A 19,046-nucleotide genomic window follows, 5' to 3' on the forward strand; every position below is an offset into this window, starting at 1 on the left:
TTCAAATCTCCTATTTCAAATCATGTATATCTAAAAACCAATCATCATCTAACAAAACATCTTTCAATGCATATTGCGCATCACCACCTAATGTTCCCCACGATTCCTGTGGTCCAACAATACTTACCTCCAATGGAGTGTCGGCAGGAATATTTGGATAAACTACTTTATCAGGTACCTGTGGCAATGCATATTTTTCAGCAATTTCAGCTGCTGTGAGTCCTTCTATATCGTCTGCACGAAGAATAAATGGACTCTTTGGCTTGTTTACACCTTCTTTAAAGACTCTGGCATACTTGAAATCTCCAGCTTCAACATTGTAGACTTTAGTCCCATCTGCTACAGGTGGTAAAGTATATCCCATATCTGCCCAGTCAGCATTTGCCACTGCTGCATTTTCAGTATCTATTAATACATAACCTTCTCTTTCAATTTTATCCCCAAGTTCATCGCTTAGTTTTATATAGTCAATAGCTTCATCACTAGATTCCACATTCACTGATTCTGTTGAATAAAATGTATTTCCCATTAATAATTTATTCAATCCATAGCTGGTTCCCATACCTACACCCATGGCAAACATCAATGTCAATGGTAAAGGTAAGCCCAGCTCATTGCAGGCATAACCGGTCCAATAAGATGCACTAGTAGAAGCTATATCAACTATTGCCACTTTTCCAAGGGACATGAGTGCTTCCTTGGCTGGCATGGCAAATATTCCAGACTGGCCAAGCGTGAATACCTCAATTACGGCTCCTACCACCTTCATTCCTCGTTCGAAATCAGAAAGGTCTTCACCAGTGATAATATCCTCACCTACACATGCCTCATAAATTGGAACAACAATTGTCAAATCCAGAATAGCTGACAGGAACTGCTTGAAGGGCTGGTCCATGGTGTGAGAGAACTCTCCCATGTTGTTAAGCTCCTTCAAATATTCCTCAAGGGATATCTGATTACCCTTTTCATCTATGAGATTGGCCTTCATGCTTTCATATACAGAAACGTACTGATCTGTGAAGTCTTTGAATTCCTTTGGAACATTCAAAAGATTTCCGCCATTCTCTGGAGCTGTTATTCCCAAATAATCCTGCAACGAAAGAGTCTGCTTGTCCTGGATAATAGGCTCTCCACAATCGTCGTATCCAATCTGTTCACGAATACCCAACACATTTTCTGTACTAAAATCGTCAGCCTTAATTCTACTGATACTCTCTGTTGCATTAAGATTAAAATTTTTACAAAGTGGCTTATCTATTAATTCCAAAGCATAGAATGCTAAATTGCTGGAGTATGATAATAATTCGCCAAGCATTTCTGCACTGTACTCAATATCCTGCTCATGGTTCGAGTGATAAATATTTGGACAGCTATTATCAACCAGCAATTCGTCTATCTCTGCCAGCTCTGCATTCATATCAATTAATGATTGTGCTAAATGAATTGGAAGAAATGAAATATTGCTATTATATGCAAATGCTTCATCTACAACCTTTAGCTCAGACTTATACCCCATTTGAAAGCACCTCCGTGTTTAGTTCTAATGCGTCAACTAAAAGCTTTCTAACACTTGAAGGTTCCTCGGTCTTACATGTATGGGTATGTGGATCATAGGAATAAATATATTCATCATCCCAGTAAATAAATCTTTCCATTCCCTGTCGACCTTCTCCTGAAAAAACACCAAGTGTAAAAAAGTTTTTCCCAAGAGTTGCTATTTTTTTTCTAACCGTCTCATAATCCATTTCAATATCAAGGAAGGTTACTTTATCTTTTCTATCACCACGCTGTAATGCTGGATACTCCTTAAGGCATGAATACAAGATTGCGGTGCGATCGCCACTTGCAATTTCATAATCATTTCCCTCCTTTACAATCACTATGCACCTGCGATTTTCTAGTAAGCCAATGATACTGCCTTTAATTACCACGTAAGTACTTGCATAACGGTATTCTTCCCATAGCTTGACTGCTGCAAATCCCTTTGGAGTTATTCCCGCCTCTGACAGAATTCCCTTTTTGATTAATTCGTTCTTGGCAGTCTTAGCTCTATCTGTTGCACAATCCTTTCCTATCTTGTCGAAAAATATTCCAAAAGGTGCAGGACCATTTGTCATCAAGGTTAAGAAAGTTAATTCATCTGATGAAAATCTCATAATGTTCTTCCCTCCAAATTTAAATAGTCCTCCCATGTTGAAAAGAAGTTCTCAAGATTTGTATCCAACTCATTTAATGCAACGATGGCCTGCGCTTGAGGATTCTGTACACCATAAAAAGCCTTCTGATACTGAACAAGAATATCCAAAAATCCTTCTGCTACAAGTTCGGATTTTCCTGTCCAGTCTTCCTTTGACACAATCTCCTTCTGTAGCTGTAATGCTTGAGAGTACGCCTGATCCATATATGATTGTGCCTGAACTAAATTATCTTTGATGGAGTCCATTGTTGCTCCATCGCATTTAAATAAAGAATTCATAATACATTATTCTCCCATTACTTTAGAAGACTCTTTAGATATGCAGCTGCTTCACGTTCTGCCTGCCTTCTTCTTGCCTCTTCCTCTTCAATCTGACGCTGTCTGGCCTGGTCCAAGGCCGTAGCTTCATTGCTTTTGGTTGTCTCCCAACTAGTCTTTTGGTTCGCCACATAATCGCGTCTGGATTTAGCTAATTCAAATTCCTGTTCCATCTTACTGTAGAAGGAATACTTATGAGATTTCCATTGGCACACCTTACCATTGTAGAAATGAAGCCAATGTCCTTGTGTTCCTGCATTGTTACTTTGAAGAGTCACAGATACATTCTTGAAATCGGCATCCACAATTTCCTTGTTGCTCTCATAATTTGCTATGTGTTTGTCCAGGTTGTTGAGCAGCTTAGTGAACTTATCAACCATATCGTCTGCATGGTCATAGCCCGACGTGTCTAATCCATGACATCCCCATCTCCAGTATGAATAAATACTCATTTCATTTCTCCTATTAATTACTCATTCCATAACGGTGTCTTCAACTTAACAATTGCATTATCCTTGAGATAATATCCGTCACCAGCCTCAATCTTCTTCTTGAATGCACGAGCTGCTGTAAGTGGAATCTCAGTAACCTTGCAGTTTGGCAAATCATCAAAGAACATAAAGTGCTTCTGCTCCTTGATTCTCTTGAGAATCTCAGGCGCTGCGTAAGGGATGGTCTCGTTGCCAAATCCACCCACAAGAACTGCTGCACCCATGCTCTTGTACTTGGTGATAATGTTCTTGTATGAAGCAACAGCAGTTGCATTTCCAGAAATTGCCTCTATTGCATCCTGACTGTTAATAACGATGAGAATAAGCTTGCTGTCTGTAAGGACTGTCTCATCACCCATTGCAAGTGCATCGTAGCGAGCCTGAAGCTTCTGCTCTACCTCACCCATAAGGGCAACTGCTGCATCGCTTGTCATAGCATAAGATGCTACATTTACTGCATCCTTAAGGTCTGCAAGACGCTTATCGATACCATCGATGATATGAACCTCTGTCATCTCTGGGTACTGCTTATCAAGCATCTTAACCACATAGTTGATGAAGTTGTGGCGACCTCTGCCTTCCTTTCCTGTGATACCAAGTGCTCCAATATTTCCAAAGTCCACGATGAATGGATCTACGTTTGCATAGTTCAAGCCCACAACTAGCTCGAATCTTCTCTTAAGGAATCTGCTGTACATTGCAGAAACCTGATTTGCAGGAAGTACTGCTGGAATAACAGGAATTGGGCGAGCCATCTGGTCTGGACACTGAGCATTTCTTTCCTCGATGAACTGACGAATAGCCTGAACACGCTCGATTTCCTTCTGTCCCTGGAACGCAAGATAAGTCTGGCAATCCAGATGCTTTTTATTAACATCAATAATTGCTCTACCACTGATATCCTCGATACGCTCGCGGCAGTGCTCGAACAATGATGAATATTCATTTGTATCATTACAGAATAATGCTACTCTGCATGAGAAATTGCTGAAGTATTTGTAGCCCATACCTGCTGTCTGTGCATTTGCAAGTACAACAGTCACACCAACTGTAAGACCTTCACGGCAAAGCACAAGAAGGTCATCATTCTCTGTGAAGTATGTTTCCTTGAGGGCTGTGTAGTTGTCCACCATCAACACAATCTGTGGAAGGTCTGTCTTTCCTGCTTCACGATAAGCGGCAAAAGAACTCACACCAACTGCAAGGAGCTTTTCCTTACGCATCTCAATCTCTGAGTAAAGGAGCTTGAACAGATTCTTAAGCTTCTCATCCTCAGAAGATGTAACAACTCCACCAACATGGTTCAAGCCTTCGAAATTCTTGAGTACCATGGAAGCAAAATCAAGGATATAGATATTTACCTCATCTGGAGTGTATTTTGTAGTAATGCTTCGGATAATAGTCTGAAGAAGATTTGTCTTTCCAGACTGTGAAGATCCGATAACAATAACATTCTCTCTTGTAAGATTAATTGTATGTGCGCCCTGGTACTGGCTGTCTGGGTCATCGTAAATACCCATATCAGCAATAATATCTGTACCCTGGGTACCAAGCTGCTCTGTAGCTGGGAAGTCGATAACTTCTGCAAGAGGTGGAAGACAAATGTCCTGAAGCTTGGCAATGCTATGCTCCTGACAGTATTCATTTATGCGGTCAACGATAGCCTCAAGCTGATTCTGACCACCCTTGCTCTTCTCTGCCTTCTGCTTGTAGAGTGTAGTTCTCTTTCCAGAAAGGTCCACACCGTTAATCTCAAACTTCTTGCTGTTTTCAGTGCTGCTGACAACAGCTGGGTCGCCACTATATGCCGACTGGAAGAGCTCGAAAATTTCGTTGTTACCAACCTGAAGGTAAGCACGACCTGGCTCTCTGATTTCTGCTGCAAGAGGTGACTTGAGGACTTCGTTACTGTCCTGCTTGTCCTGAACCTTAAGACAGAGTTTGAACTTAGAGTTCGACCAAATCTGATCGTTAACAACGCCCGCTGGCTTCTGTGTTGCAAGAATCAGGTGAACACCAAGGCTTCGACCGATACGCGCAGCACTAATAAGCTCCTTCATGAATTCAGGCTGCTCGCTCTTTAACTCCGCAAACTCATCTACGATAAGGATAAGGTGTGGAAGTGGAGTTTCTGTCTCTCCTTTCTTGAAAAGGCTGATATAATCATCAATTTTGTTTACGTTATGTTCAGCAAAGAGAGCCTGTCGTCTTAAAAGCTCTGCCTTGATTGAACGAAGTGAACGGTCAATCTGCTTACCATCGATGTTTGTGATGGTACCGTTCAAATGTGGAAGATCCTTAAACTGGTTTGCCATTCCACCACCCTTAAAGTCGATGATGATGAAGCCAACCTCGTAAGGATGGAAAAGTGTTGCAAGTGAAAGGATGTAGGTCTGAATAATCTCCGACTTACCTGAACCTGTAGTACCTGCTACAAGACCGTGAGGTCCATGGAACTTCTCATGAATATCAAGATAAACAATCTCACCATTGCTTCTAACACCTAAAGGTGCTGCCATACTCTTGTAAATCTGAGAGTTGTTCCATCTCTCATCAAGCTTTAAATCATAAGCATTCATGATACCAAGAAGCTGATAGAGAGAAATGTGCTTTGTAAGTGTTCCCTCCAAGCTCATCTCATCAATGTATACACAGCCAAGACGAAGTGCAAGTCGCTGCACATCCTCACGGCTAATATGTGGATAGTTGAAAGTCTGGATATTCTTGCCATCCTTTGCATCCTGGATATAACCCTTGTAGCTGCCGCTCTCAAGGAATACAAGCTGCGAGCAGTATCTGTTAAGAAGCTCTGCCTGCTCCTCCCAGAAAAGGAATACAAAACCAAGCTTTGCAGCCTTCTCCACATAATCCATTACAGGGTGTCTGCGGATTCGCTCAGAACGATAGATGAACACAACAAAGGTAGGAAGATTTTCAATCTGGTCTGCCTTCATCTGGTCACGAGCAGAAAGCTCGTTGTATAAAAATTCAAGAGCGCGCTTTGAACTCTCGTCATCATACATAAAGTAGCGCATTCCACCATTGTCTGCTGACATGTTCTTGAACCATCTTGCCCATGCAAAATCTGGAACATCGTTCTCTCCAATGATGAGGAACATCTTTACTTCTTTATAGAAGTATTCTCCAGCGATAGTCACCATCATATTCTTCATAAGCTGATAAAGCTTTGTTCTCTCAGCCACGAAGCCCACAGCATTTGCCTCACGTAAATGAAGGCTGATTGGCATACCATCGATGTACTTATATTTATTTGCAATCTGTTCAGGAATATCCATCATGGCATCCTCAACATCAATATATTCCTGCTCCTTAAATTCAACAGGCTCCTTTGATTCCACGAGACCTGTTCCAATCCAAACATCAAGGAAATCCTCCTGCTCCTTGCCGTGTGAGAAAAGATTTCCGTCGAACTGCTGAATAGAATTCATAGTATCCTCAACGGAACGGTTCATGCGAAGCATGATTGTCTTTTCATCGTTTCTAGCCTTGATGATTTCATTTTCCTTGCGGCCAATGTAATCATTGTAGTAGTTAATTCTTTCCTCTTCCTTCTCCTTGCGCTTTTTCTTGTCCTGGAAGTAGTTGATTACTGCTGTAATACCACTGATGATACCTGTTGCCACAAACATAAGCATCATGGCAATATTGCTGCCCATAAGAAGTCCTCGAACTCCAATCATAACGCAGAGCATCATAATTGTTGGAAGAAGAATCATGAAAAGGTTCTTCTGATCATCCTTCTGCTTTGCCTTAGGTGGCAAAATGTCAATTTTATCCTCAGACACAATATAGTTCTGTCTTACACTACGAATGTATTGTGGATAGTGGAAATGAATATTGTTGGCTTCGATTAGCTGGTTACCAAGGTTTGTTGCGATACCAGTCTTATCAGATGTATAAAGAAGATTATTATCAAGATAGAAGCTGTACCCATATACCCCCAGGAAATCCTTATCCTTTAAAAGCTCACTTGAATCCTTGTGAAGAATTCCATTGATGGATGCGCCATACTCAAGATGTGTATCATCAACTGAAAAGCCCCCATTAGTTCTGTTAAGGACCACATAGCCGTCTCTCAATTCTCTATCAAAGAATCTGATGGTACAGTCCTTGCTGCCACCAATGGAGACAGTATTCTGCCCTGCAAGATTGATTACTAAATTATAGTTGTCTGGTACTGTATCAAAATCAACTGTGCACTCCAAATTAAGAAGCTCCTTGCCATCCTCTGTAAAAGCTGCATGACAAAGGCTTCCGATTCGAAGGACAGCAGTTGGTCCTGCCAAACCATCCTCCTCAGAAAATGTAATATCGCACTTTGAAGAAAGCTCAAGGGTGCCTGCATTATTCTTCAATTCAAACACAAAGTCCCTGTCAAAATCCTCCTTCAGAAGGTGAACCTGACAGTTTCTCTCTGTACCAATTAGTAGCCCCTTAAAGTCGTCCTCTACGACTATTTCCTTATAAATTTTGCTATTGTATATAGTAATCTTGTATTTCATTTCGAACCCTACTTTAATTATTTTTCATAAAAAATTACTGAACCATCACGCAATCCCAAGCTGGTCAAATCAGCCTCACCCCTAATGAGCGCTATTGGATTTTCAGCTCTAAGGAAGCATTCCTTTGGATCATCCATATTGATATCCAGCTTGAAGCTGTTCTTCAAGCCGTATATTAATTCATTGGCTGTCAAATCTGCCGGAACCTCAATATCGTATTCCTGATTCAGCTTTACATTTCTAAATCTGATAATTAGCTTATTATCCATCTTGAACCTCGAATTACTTTCTAAAAATAAAATCCTCGTTTGAAAGAGTTATAACGTCTCCGTCCCTAAGCTCCTGACGCTGACCTGCCACAAGCATTACTCCGTTAAGGAAGGTGCCATTCTTTGAGTTGTTGTCCTCAACGTAAACAGTATTTCCAATGATGCGAATGATTGCATGCTGTCTGCTTATGGTATTGTTATCACGAATGCAGTAATCGCAGTGAAGGTCGTCCTTGCCCATGTTGAAGGCTGCCTTTGTAATAGCGATGTTTTCGCCGTTCTTCTTACGTTCAAGGCTTCCCACATTAAGCTGCTGTGAGGGTGCTGCCATGTTAGTGCCTGCCATTGTGTTTATTGTGGCACTTCCTGCTCCAAGAACTGTTGTATCTGAAGATACCTCTCCACCAAAATCAGCTGGTGCTGATGGTTGGAACTGATATCTCTGTGGCTCATTTGCGATTTTAATCTCTTCCACATTGTTGTTTTTCTTCTTGCTCATAAGCACGATTACAAAAATAAGTGCTACGATTGCAAGAATTAAAACTACTGCTAAAACAATGATTACTGGAAGAACCCACTTTGGCATAGCAGGCTGACTATTCTTTGCACTTTCCTCGAGTGCTTTAAGCTTTGCTGCCTCTTCCTGCTCCTTTGCTTTCTTCTCGGCATCTGCCACTGCCTGTGCCTTGTCCTCAAAAGTAACTCCATCAAAGGCAACTCCCATTCCTGAAAGAACCTTTACGATAGTGTTTGAGCTGACTGCATAATAGTAGTTGCCATCAAGCTTCTGTGAGTTCATACCGATAACCTCACCCTCACCTGTGATGAGAGGTCCACCCACATTGTTTGCAGAGATTTCTGCCTTATGCTCAACCCACTGGCTGTCGCCATTTGAAATTACATTGCTAATCTGTCCTGAAATTTTGTTGACTCTGTCGTTTGAATAATATGCCTCGTTCACCTCGTGCTCGATTACATCAGGAAAGCCCAAAGCATAGGCTGTATCAATGCTGTTGTACTGATTCTTGTCATTCTCTGATGAATAAAGGAAGGTCATAGGTGTTCTGTTGTAAAGCACCTGTGAAAGTTTGAACACGGCAAGGTCCAAATCCGAACTGCTATTTAAAAGAGAAGCTGACGCTGTAATATCATTTTCAATTACAACCTCGTAGCTAAGAGATGCTCTGTCAAGATTATCTGCCCCCACACCTACTGAACTTAAAAACGCATTCTTCTCCTCGTCAGTTGGAAACATTCGAGAAAGACTTGTAAGAACAAATTCCTCCTTCTCGGCATTTCCAATAAGAATTCCTGTAGAACCCCTGAAAATATGGCTGTTGTTGTCCCCATCTACGTATACACAGTTAATCTGAACAACACCATTTTTAGCTGCTGCAATAGCATCCCCTGCTGGCTCCTCAGCCTCATCTTCAACCCCCTCTACAGAATCCTCCTGAAGCTCTGTTGCTTCCGTAGATTCTGTAGTGATTTCTGCGGTAGCCTCTGCTGCCTTAGATACAACTGGATTAAATAATGAGCCAAGTGTAATTATGCCCGTTAAAGTCAGTATTAAAAATCTCTTCGCCATTTTATATCCCCTTTGTCTGATTACCTGTAATAATTATTTCTTCCTCGATTTCAAAATCGCTATCCCCAAGAACTGTCGTGGCATCACTGTCAAAGTTCAGTGCTGCGCCAAGGACTGTTGTTGCATCATTATCAATTTCAAAACCATCTGTGCTACTAAGCACTGTAGTTGCCTCTGGATCTAAAAGCTGTGTCTCATCTCCCTGATATGTTTGCTTACCAAACTGCTGAGCAGGCTGTAAAAGTGCTGTGCCATCATCCTCCAAAAGCTGTGTTTCGTCATCCTCTGGCTTTCTATCCAATCGACCTGATGTATTCCAGGTCAAGGTTGCCTTGTTGTGACTCTGCTTTGAATAAGAATTTCCCATCTGAGTCTCCTGCGAAATCTGTCTGATTTCCTTATCGACACCCATACCTGTGAGAACTCTAATAGCGTGTGGAACCTTTAAAACGATGCACAGTACAATAGCTGTCACTGCAAAGAAAATCGCCAATATCAATAGTACCAATGCTAATGTTTCATAAAATGAAGTTTGCTCAGCAATACCTGCTGCATTTGAATTTATACCCATAACTTTCTACCTATAACTTCTATTTATTCTTACGGCTATTCTGCAAGCTTAATTGCCTGACGAGCCTTTTCAATATTTGTTGTAAGCTCCTGCTCAAGCTCCTTTACTCTATCTGAGCTTTCAGCATCTGTCCCCTTAATATCGCTCTTTACATGCTGCTCAATATTCAAAAGCTGAAGCTCCATGTCTGAGTATGTTACTCCACTCTTTGCAAAATTCTGGAAGTTTACACAAATCTGCGATGCCATCTCCTTGTAAATAACAAGAGCTGTGTTAGCATTATCTTCCTTTGCGATGTCGCCGTTGCATACTGCTTTCAAATCGTTCCAGTACTCGTTATAGTCAACCTGGCTGTCTCCGGTCTTGTCCATGGAACCAAGATTTACGTAGTACTCTGCGATAGCACCAAGACGCTTTGCTCTGGCGGTTCTGCTTTCATCCAGCTCACCTGAGGCTGCCTTGTTAAGCCAATAAGCTGCCTGCTGCTTGTTGCCTTCACCCTCGTAGTTGTAGAAGTATGCAAGACCAAGTCTGTATGCAAAAAGGCTATAACCTCCTGCATTCTGTGAAAGAAGCTGTTCATAAGTAGCCTTTCCCTGAGTCCTGATAAGGATTTCTCTAATTTCAAGTGCCTCATCAGCAGTGAAATTGTCATCCGAAAGATAAATCTTATCAATCAAATCCACGTATGCATCAGGCTTGGATGGGTCAACAGTTATTGTGTTGATATAGGTTGTCTTCATGTCCTCTGTCGTCTCAACACGTGATGCCTCTTCAAGCATAGACTCGTAGCTTTGGCTCTGGAAGCTCTTTGCATAGCTGTGTGAAGCAAATGCTCCTACAAAACATCCAATAGATAAAACCATTGCTGCTGAGAATGCAATGAGCTTGCTCTTCTCCTTATTTCTATAGCTCTGATCCAGCTCATAGTAGTGCTCCAAATCATATAAAACCTGAGCGCAGTTCTGATATCTCTTTGCTGGGTCAAGCTGTGTACACTTTAAAATAATCTGCTCCAAACCCTTTGATAATGCACCGTTCCAATATCTGATTGGGTACATCTCGTAAGGTGGCTCGCTTGGATTCTTGCCTGTGACAAGGTGATACATAGTAGAGCCAAGGCAATAGATATCTGTTCTGGCATCTGTCTGCCCGTGACCACCGAACTGCTCTGGTGCTGCGTAGCCTCTGGTACCAAGACAAGTAGTATCCTCAACATTCTCTTCCTTGTACTGACGGGCTGTACCAAAGTCGATAAGCACGATTGTACCATCTGGCTTAAGCATGATATTGCCTGGCTTTAAATCCCTGTAAATAATTGGTGGATTCTGCGAATGAAGATATCCAAGCACGTTACAAAGCTGCTTTGCCCATTCAATAACAAACTCCTGGGACTGTGGACCGTATTCATTAACAGCCTTGCTGAGGGTATTTCCCTCCACATAGTCCATAACGATAAGCAGGGCATCATCATAGTCGATAATATCAACAATACTTGGAAGGTTTGGATGAGAAAGATTCTTAAGCATCTCAATCTCATTTCTCAAGCTCTGCATTGTGATTTCAGAATTGGCCATGGAATCCTTTCGAATTTCCTTTATAGCCCACTGCTTATTGGCACGCTCATTCATTGCCAAATAAACAACGCTCATTCCACCTTGACCGATTTTATTCAGTATTTTATATTTACCGTCAATTACTGATCCAATTTCTAACATCTTTAAACTCCAATCACTACCCCTGAAATATTATCCGTCTCTCCCCTACGCATAACTATTTCCGACATTTTCTTAATACCATCTCGCTGGGCGGTGTATTTAATAATCTCATCTGATTTAAGTAATCTCCACAAACCATCCGAACAAAGAAGAATCCTGTTTTTGCGCTCCAACTTTCCTCTAAAGAAATCTGGATAAACATTTGCTGACGCTCCGATACACTGAAGCAGCACGCTCTTCTGTGAGCTTACTGCAGCCTCCTCCGGTGTCATCCTGCCTAAATCCATCTGTTGCTGCACATAGCTTTGATCATGGGTAATCTGCTCTAGACTTCGCTTGTCGATTTTATAAGCACGGGAATCGCCAACACTCATCACCAAATACTCATCTCCAATAACAAGAAGGGCTACTGCTGTAGTACCAAGCTTGATTCCATTTTCACTTCCGTACTGGCCCAAGCCCTGATTAATCTGCTTGCAAATCTGCTCCCACTGGTTTTCAACACTTCTCCAGTAGCTATTGTAGGATGTGGAATTTCCAGACAAATCCTCTGTCTCATCACTTGGTGAATTTAAAAGCTGTGGAAAATCTGTCTGGAACCACTGGCCCATTCTGTTGATAAATGACGCACTAGCGATTTCTCCCTGTGATAAACCACCCATACCGTCACATAAACAAGCGAAGCAAACACGACCTATCTTACTGCTTCGAGCCTGCTTCACTATAAGGGCGTCCTGATTAACTTTTTTCTTGTTTCCTATATCTGAATATGCATCAATAAAGTATTCGTTTGCCATTTAATATCTCTCTTTGCTTTTATTTTGATGACCTCATTTAAGGATTGAGGAAAGAGGTTTCTACCTCAATCTCTAAATCAAATCACCAGTATAATAATATTTTGCGACAGACAACTTCTTGCCTGCCGCAAAATCTGGACTTCTATTACTGTGCGAACTGTCCAGCAATTTCGCTGTCTGTGTTCTCTACGATCTGAGCTGTAGAATCAAGAGCTGTAGCGATTTCTCTGATGAGCTCTTCAGCCTTAAGGAAACCTGGCTTAAGCTCCTCATAGCGACCTGCATAAGCCTCGCTAGAAGCACCTGTCCACTCCTCCTGAAGCTGTGCAAGAAGTGAATCCATCTTGTCGATTACTCCATGAGTTGTGTCAGCCTCTGTACGATACTGATTTGCTCTCTCTCTCATCTGATCTGGTGTAATTCTGATTTCTGCCATTACATTATCCTCCTTTGAATTGTTATTTATATTTACTGGTCTCCCAGTAATACACATTAGTTAATTAGATTGCTTTGTACTCAAATTCCTCATTAGATAATCTAACGATATCGCCATTGTTCAAAAGAACTGGGCGCTCACTTTCAATCTTTGTACCATTGATATAGGTACCGTTTGTTGAATTGCAATCCTGAATATAAGCACCATTTCTACCACTCGTAATCATGGCATGCTTTCTGCTGATTGAGCTGTTGTTGCTTACACAAAAGTCTGCATGTACAGCATCCTTGCCGATTACGAAATTGGTCTTGCTGATAGAAATGTTTTCATCTGTCTTCTTTCTCACAAGAGTTCCAAGATTCTGTGGAGCCTCTGGCTCATCACTGAGAATTGATGTCTCTCCATCGTTACTTGAAGGCACTGCACTGAGGATTGTTGTCTCAGCGCCTGGTCCCATCTGCTGAGATGGAACTGTGAAATTATTGTTTGGTCTGTTGTTTGCAATTGCCTGATTAACAGTTGGAACGCTGTCAACTGGCTGAGGAGCAGCTTCAGTCTCAAATGCTACATTAGCCTTTTTTGACTTACCTGACTTGCCTCTGTTTAAAAGGAGAATAACAAGAGCTGTTGCGCCGCAAGCTAATACAAAAACTCCAATGAGACAAATAATGATAATCACTGTCTCAGATACGCCCTTATTTTCCTTAACAGGTGGAGTCAAAACAAGCTCATCACCCTGATCCTGCTCTGTGACCTCTTCGGTGTCCTCTTCCTCTACCTGTGCCTTTGGCGAGCTGTTAACCTGTGAATATGAAACTCCAAGTCCATCAAGAATCTTTGCAATCTTTGTGGAATCAAGAGCGCAGCTTGCTGCTCCGTCCTTGATAGGAAGATTCATTCCGATTACATAACCATTGGCATCAACAAGTGGACCACCATAGTTGTTAGTGTCTGAAGTTACGTCAGATGAAATAACCTGTACACCTTCAACATTTCCGAGACTCTTAATCTCACCAGCTGACATCTGAATCTGCTGGTCTGATAAGTACTGTCTCTCTGATTCGTAAGTAATTGCCTCTGGATATCCAAGAGCAAATACTGTATCTCCTACAGAGTATGGAAGATTATTTGTGTCGTATTTATTGTTAGTTAAAATCTTGAGAGGTGTTCTTGTATAAATTGGCTGAGGCAACTGAAGCACAACCATATCAAGCTCACTACTAACTGTAAGAACTGATGCATTTAAAACAACATCACTCTCAATAACAACTTCTGTAGAAAGAGTAAGATTGATTGTTCCCTTATCCTCTTTATTAATCAATCCATAATAGTCGCAAGCCTCTTTGAGGAGCTCGTCATCAGGATTGACAACATCACTGCTTGTAATGACGTACTCTGTTCCCTCGGAATCTCCGATGATGAAGCCTGAGCCGCCGGTGACAACGTACTTCTTTGCATTATCACCTACAATAACAGTGTTTACCTGTACAACGCCCTGTGTAGCAGTCTCTGCTGCCGGGTTAACCTCGACAGCATGGACTGGAAGAAATGATGCAATTGTCATTCCAAAGGTCAGGACCAATGTACAAACCTTTTTAAATGCTTTCATGTTATTCTCCTATCTGAAATTAGAACTTCTTTCTTCTGAAAGCGAATACGCCTAATCCAGCAACAACTGCAGCTCCTGCGATTGCTCCAGCAACGCCAAGAGCCTTTGGAAGATTCTTAGATGCTCCAATAGCTGCAATACCCTCTGTCTCAAGCTGAGATGTTGGATGAAGAACCTCTTCCTCCAATAACTCCTCTGCCTTTACAGAAATAAGAAGATTGTTGTATGCAAGCTTTGTAACATTTCCTGCTACGTCAGAGCACTCGATTGTTACCTTCTGGTAATCATCCATGCTTGGAACTGTAAGCACTGCTGTACCACCGTTCTCTGCAAGCTCTGAAGCTGTGTAGCTAGCAAGATTCTGATCATTTAAGAATACCTTCATTTCAGTAACACCGATTGTATCAACAGCGTTTACTGAGAAGTCATGGCTTTCCTCTTCGTATATACCACCATCCTCAAGACCAGATACGACAACGCTAGGTGCTGTCTGGTCGAGAAGGAACTCAACCTCTGCGTCCTTTGACTGGTTGCTCTGCTTATTAGAAGCCTTGTCCTCTGAATAAACAGCTACTGAGTAGATACCATCCTTGTTGAAGTTTGACTTGCTAACTGTATAGCTGATTGAATGCCAGCCCTTTGAGTTTGTGCTGTCGTTTGCTGTGAAAGCACGTCCCTCGCTAAGCTCCTTAACGCTACCGTCAAATGCAACTGAAACTTCCTTCTTTGTAACTGCATCAACGTTGATCTCTGTGATTACAACATCCTGTGGAGATGTTACGTAGTAACCATTAACCATTGCCTTTGTAGCATCGCTAAGTACGAATACTGAACCAAATCTGTTAACTGAGTACTGAACCTTCTGCTCTACTGAGTTACCAGCAAGGTCAGTAAGCTTAACTGCTAATGTGTAAAGATCATCGTTGTCCTTCTCATGAGCAAGGTCTGCAAATGAGTAAGTAAATGTTTCTGTACCGCTTGTCTTTGACATGCTTGGAGATACCTTACCTCTGTTTGAACCTGTAAGTGAAATCTCTGTACATGCATCTGTAAGGTTTGTATCCTTTGAAACAATAACTGGAGCAACCTTACCATTGTTTGCTGACATGTTCTCGATACCTGAAATCTCAAGTACTGGGAGAGTCATATCAATAACGAAATCGTCTGTAACAAAGCTATTTGAAAGGTTACCAGCCAAGTCCTCACATGAAATTGTGAAGCCGTAACGGCCGTCCTTGTCAAATACGATATGTGTAATATTATCAAAGTCATTGTTTGAGAAGCCCTGAAGATTTGGAACTACGTTCTGGTCACCAGAGTTCTTGTTAACAGTAACCTGCTCGCTTGTAAAGTTCTTCTCTGTGAATGTAATTGTTGCCTTACGAGCATCCTTGAAGTAGTTGCCGTTAAGAGCGCTGTTGTTGTCAAACTTAACATCTACTACTGGAGCTGTCTTATCAATTACGAATTCTGCATTGTAGTCGCTTTCATGACCATCGCCAAATACGAACTTGTTACCAGCCTTATCAACGAATGTAAGGTCTTTGATTGAGTAAATACCGTCCTTATCAAATGTGATTGAACCAGTATACTTACCATCTGAACCTGTCATCTCGCTAACACTAGGTGTACCTTCCTTTGAAGAAACCTTTACATTGCTCATGTTAGCTTCCTTGCTGTCGATGTTAAGGTCCTCATATACGAAAGTAGCTGTTCTGTTAGCCTTGTAATACTTGTTGTGCTTTACATCATGATTATCAAAGCTAATCTTTAATACAGGAGCTGTCTTGTCGACTACAAACTCCTTCTCTGTGTTGATTTCAGTTGAGTTACCAGCCAAGTCAACAAGCTTACCCTTTACTAAGTAAGTGCTATCCTTGCTTAATGTAAGTCTTGCAATATTTGACTTAGAATCAACTGCAACCTTCTGGCCTGATACATCAACGAATGATGTTCCAAGCTCATAATCAAATGCGATATCATTTACAGTAACAACAACCTCAACATCCTGGTTGTAATACTTGTCATTAAGCTTTGTAGCTGATGATAAATACTCAACTGAATAAGTAGGATCTGTGTTGTCAATGTATGTAGTGATTGACTCTTCAATGTTCGATGCATCCAAGTAATAATGATGAACGCCATCAAAATCAACATCATTCTGGCCTGCTGCATCGCCAGCACCTGGAACTGTATATGTAAGAGTGTTTACATAGTCTACACAAATATCATTTGCAAACTTGTCTGTCCAATTACCTGCTGGTGTTTCAACCTCATAGTCAACCTTTGCCTTTGAAATACCAGTAGTGATTTCCTCTTTGCCAACACGCTCAACTAAACGAGCATTGTCAACCTTGAGGATGTTTCCTGTATGAGCTGTAAGAACAACTGTAAGGTCCTTATTGTCATGGTGCTTCTTTGAATACCACTTAACACCATTCTCAACATCCTGCTTCCAGTCATTTCCGCCAGTTACAGTCTGTGTAAACTGCTCAAGGTGATTCTGAGCATCCTTTGCACGAAGAACTGCTGCGATTTCCTCTGAATCACATCCGCACTTCTTAACTGTGTGAGCCTTAACCTCTTCAGCGTTGTGCTTAGCGCCAAGCTTTGTAAGATTCTTTACATAATCCTCATCGAAGTCATAGTTAACCTCGACACCTGAAATTGTGATTGCCTTAGCCTTGTTTCTGTTTAATGGATACTCGAAAACTGCTGTGCCCTCTTCCTTGCCAAAGCGAGCGAACTTCATCTGAGCTTTCTGAGCTTCTTCGCCAGCCTCTGGATCGTTGTAGTATAAAACGATGTCCATAAGGTCTTCCCATTCCTGCTCACTCTTGTCGTTGTTGAAGGTTGGGCTCTCAAGTGTTACTACAACCTTGAGATCTGAATCGTAAACATCATGGCTGTGATTCTTTGAATCTACAATCAAATCTGAAGGAGCTAAGTCCTTGCCATCTGCTGTAGCAATCTTAACTGACTTGATTTCTACGAAATCCTTTCTACCATCACTGATATTGAAACAGTCGTGGCAGAATGATAAGCCTGTAAATGATTCCTCGAATTCACACTTTACAGTCTTGTACTCTACAAAGTGGCAAACCTCACACTCACGATAAACAACATGCTCATCGTCGAAGAAGTTCAGCGCATTCTTACGACCATAGTATTTCCACTGGCTGAATTTGCACTCTACCTTCTTGTGCATTGTCTGACCGCAGCCAGCACATTCATTTATCTCTGTATGGAAGTGAACCTTTCTGCCATCCTCGTCGATTTTGTACTGACCATTTGCATCCTTTAAGTAGGTTGTCTCATCACTTCTAGTCTGAGAAGCATCAAATTTGTATGAAGAATTCTTCTCCTTACACTCAGCATTATCTCTCATGCGGTGATTACACTTATCACAATTACCCTTGATCCAGTGATAATACTTGTAGTGATCTCCAAGGTCTTCCTCGAAACGTCCCTTTCTATCATCACCATCTTCAGGGTCATACTTCTGAGTGCACTGACATTTCTCTTCTACTGTGTAGTCTTTCTTATTACAGTACTTACATCTAAGCTCTTCCTTGTGCTGTCTGTTAAATGTGTACTCATAGTTGCCAGTATGCTCAAAGGTACAGTCTACAGCTGGCTCGTTGAATTCCTTCTCGCAAACTGTACATTTTGTAACCTCATAATGCTGCTTGCCGTTGGACTCAACATATTTTACATGCTCGGTCTTACATGTCTGTGGAGCAGAAACAACTGTGTTTTTACATAACTTACAAACAGATACCTTTTTATGCTGTCTCTTGTCAGTTGTCTCATTATCGAACTCATAATGATGCTCAAGATCACATGCAACAGGCTGTCCCTTTACAACACCACCACAAGCACGGCACTTCTTTACTTCAACATGCTTACCATTGTCAGCGTATTCGTATCCGATGCTCTGAAGATCGCAATTATCTTTATCACCGGTAAATACATACTCTTTACAATCTGCGCAATAGTAGTAAATTTTGTGTTGACCTGGGTTTTCCTCATCAATTACAAACTGTCTCCATCCCTCATAAACATGCTCATGTCTGCATGGCTCTGGTGTAGGTGTTGGAGTTGGTGTTGGTGTAGGAGTCTCAACCTTGCTCTCTGCAAGCATAGCTGCCATGTCTAACTCCTCTGATTCCTCATCCTGAGCTAATTCATCGTCCTTTGTTAATTCAAATGAAATAACTCTCTTTGTGGAATCTTCCAGCTTTGCATCTTCTGTTGTGGATTCTTTGTCCGAATTGCTTTCTGAATCGTTAGCAGAATCGCCTGAATTTGTATCGTTTTCATCTACTGATTCAACTACTTTTTCATCAGAAGATGTAACTTCTGCTACCGTATCGGCATATACGGCAGTATTGCTGAATAACAATGCGCACAGCATTGCTAACGCCACTAGTCGTCTGAAAGTGGCGATTTTACGTAGTTTTTTCACAATATCATTTCCCTTTCTATAACATTAATGACAACTCCCCTTATTTGCCTATGCCCGCCGC

The 19,046-nt window shown here is 41.5% G+C and carries 13 protein-coding genes; all 13 read right to left on the reverse strand.

The genetic code is table 11. The features are described from left to right. Nucleotides 1-10: 10 nt before the first annotated feature. Nucleotides 11-1,516, reverse strand: coding sequence for a pre-toxin TG domain-containing protein (locus FXF36_RS02000; protein WP_151622222.1), 1,506 nt, complete (start codon nt 1,514-1,516; stop codon nt 11-13). Then, nucleotides 1,506-2,156 carry a DUF5081 family protein gene (locus tag FXF36_RS02005; protein ID WP_167511254.1) on the reverse strand — a complete coding sequence of 217 codons (651 nt, stop codon included), beginning with the start codon at nt 2,154-2,156 and terminating at the stop codon, nt 1,506-1,508. The genes FXF36_RS02000 and FXF36_RS02005 overlap by 11 nt, the downstream gene beginning before the upstream one ends. Next, on the reverse strand, nt 2,153-2,476 hold the full coding sequence (locus FXF36_RS02010) for a hypothetical protein (RefSeq protein WP_151622224.1): 324 nt from the start codon (nt 2,474-2,476) through the stop codon (nt 2,153-2,155). Before FXF36_RS02010 ends, FXF36_RS02005 begins: the two co-directional genes overlap by 4 nt. Before the next feature lie 17 nt (nt 2,477-2,493). Next, a complete protein-coding gene (locus FXF36_RS02015; protein WP_151622225.1) occupies nt 2,494-2,967 on the reverse strand; it encodes a hypothetical protein in 474 nt (157 codons plus the stop codon). A gap of 17 nt (nt 2,968-2,984) precedes the next feature. Continuing rightward, a complete protein-coding gene (gene essC / locus FXF36_RS02020; RefSeq protein ID WP_151622226.1) occupies nt 2,985-7,529 on the reverse strand; it encodes a type VII secretion protein EssC in 4,545 nt (1,514 codons plus the stop codon). Nucleotides 7,530-7,546: 17 nt separating this feature from the next. Then, on the reverse strand, nt 7,547-7,798 hold the full coding sequence (locus FXF36_RS02025; RefSeq protein WP_151622227.1) for an EsaB/YukD family protein: 252 nt from the start codon (nt 7,796-7,798) through the stop codon (nt 7,547-7,549). 13 nt (nt 7,799-7,811) lie between these two features. Further along, nucleotides 7,812-9,386, reverse strand: coding sequence for an FHA domain-containing protein (locus FXF36_RS02030; RefSeq protein WP_151622228.1), 1,575 nt, complete (start codon nt 9,384-9,386; stop codon nt 7,812-7,814). Between the two features lies 1 nt (nt 9,387). Next, complete coding sequence (locus FXF36_RS02035; RefSeq protein WP_151622229.1) at nt 9,388-9,957, reverse strand: hypothetical protein; 570 nt, start codon at nt 9,955-9,957, stop codon at nt 9,388-9,390. A 35-nt stretch (nt 9,958-9,992) separates the two neighbouring features. After that, nucleotides 9,993-11,675 (reverse strand): serine/threonine protein kinase, encoded by a 1,683-nt coding sequence (locus FXF36_RS02040; RefSeq protein ID WP_151622230.1) that lies wholly within the window; start codon nt 11,673-11,675, stop codon nt 9,993-9,995. Between the two features lie 2 nt (nt 11,676-11,677). Continuing rightward, a complete protein-coding gene (locus tag FXF36_RS02045; protein WP_151622231.1) occupies nt 11,678-12,472 on the reverse strand; it encodes a PP2C family protein-serine/threonine phosphatase in 795 nt (264 codons plus the stop codon). A gap of 145 nt (nt 12,473-12,617) precedes the next feature. Continuing rightward, nucleotides 12,618-12,908, reverse strand: coding sequence for a WXG100 family type VII secretion target (locus FXF36_RS02050; protein WP_243143562.1), 291 nt, complete (start codon nt 12,906-12,908; stop codon nt 12,618-12,620). A 64-nt stretch (nt 12,909-12,972) separates the two neighbouring features. Then, nucleotides 12,973-14,517: an FHA domain-containing protein gene (locus FXF36_RS02055; RefSeq protein WP_151622233.1), complete on the reverse strand. Its 1,545-nt coding sequence runs from the start codon at nt 14,515-14,517 to the stop codon at nt 12,973-12,975. Between the two features lie 19 nt (nt 14,518-14,536). Beyond that, nucleotides 14,537-18,985: an Ig-like domain-containing protein gene (locus tag FXF36_RS02060; protein WP_151622234.1), complete on the reverse strand. Its 4,449-nt coding sequence runs from the start codon at nt 18,983-18,985 to the stop codon at nt 14,537-14,539. Between the last annotated feature and the right edge of the window lie 61 nt (nt 18,986-19,046).

Origin of the sequence: Pseudobutyrivibrio xylanivorans (assembly GCF_008935055.1) — a bacterium.
In the GTDB taxonomy this organism is placed as follows: domain Bacteria; phylum Bacillota; class Clostridia; order Lachnospirales; family Lachnospiraceae; genus Pseudobutyrivibrio; species Pseudobutyrivibrio xylanivorans_A.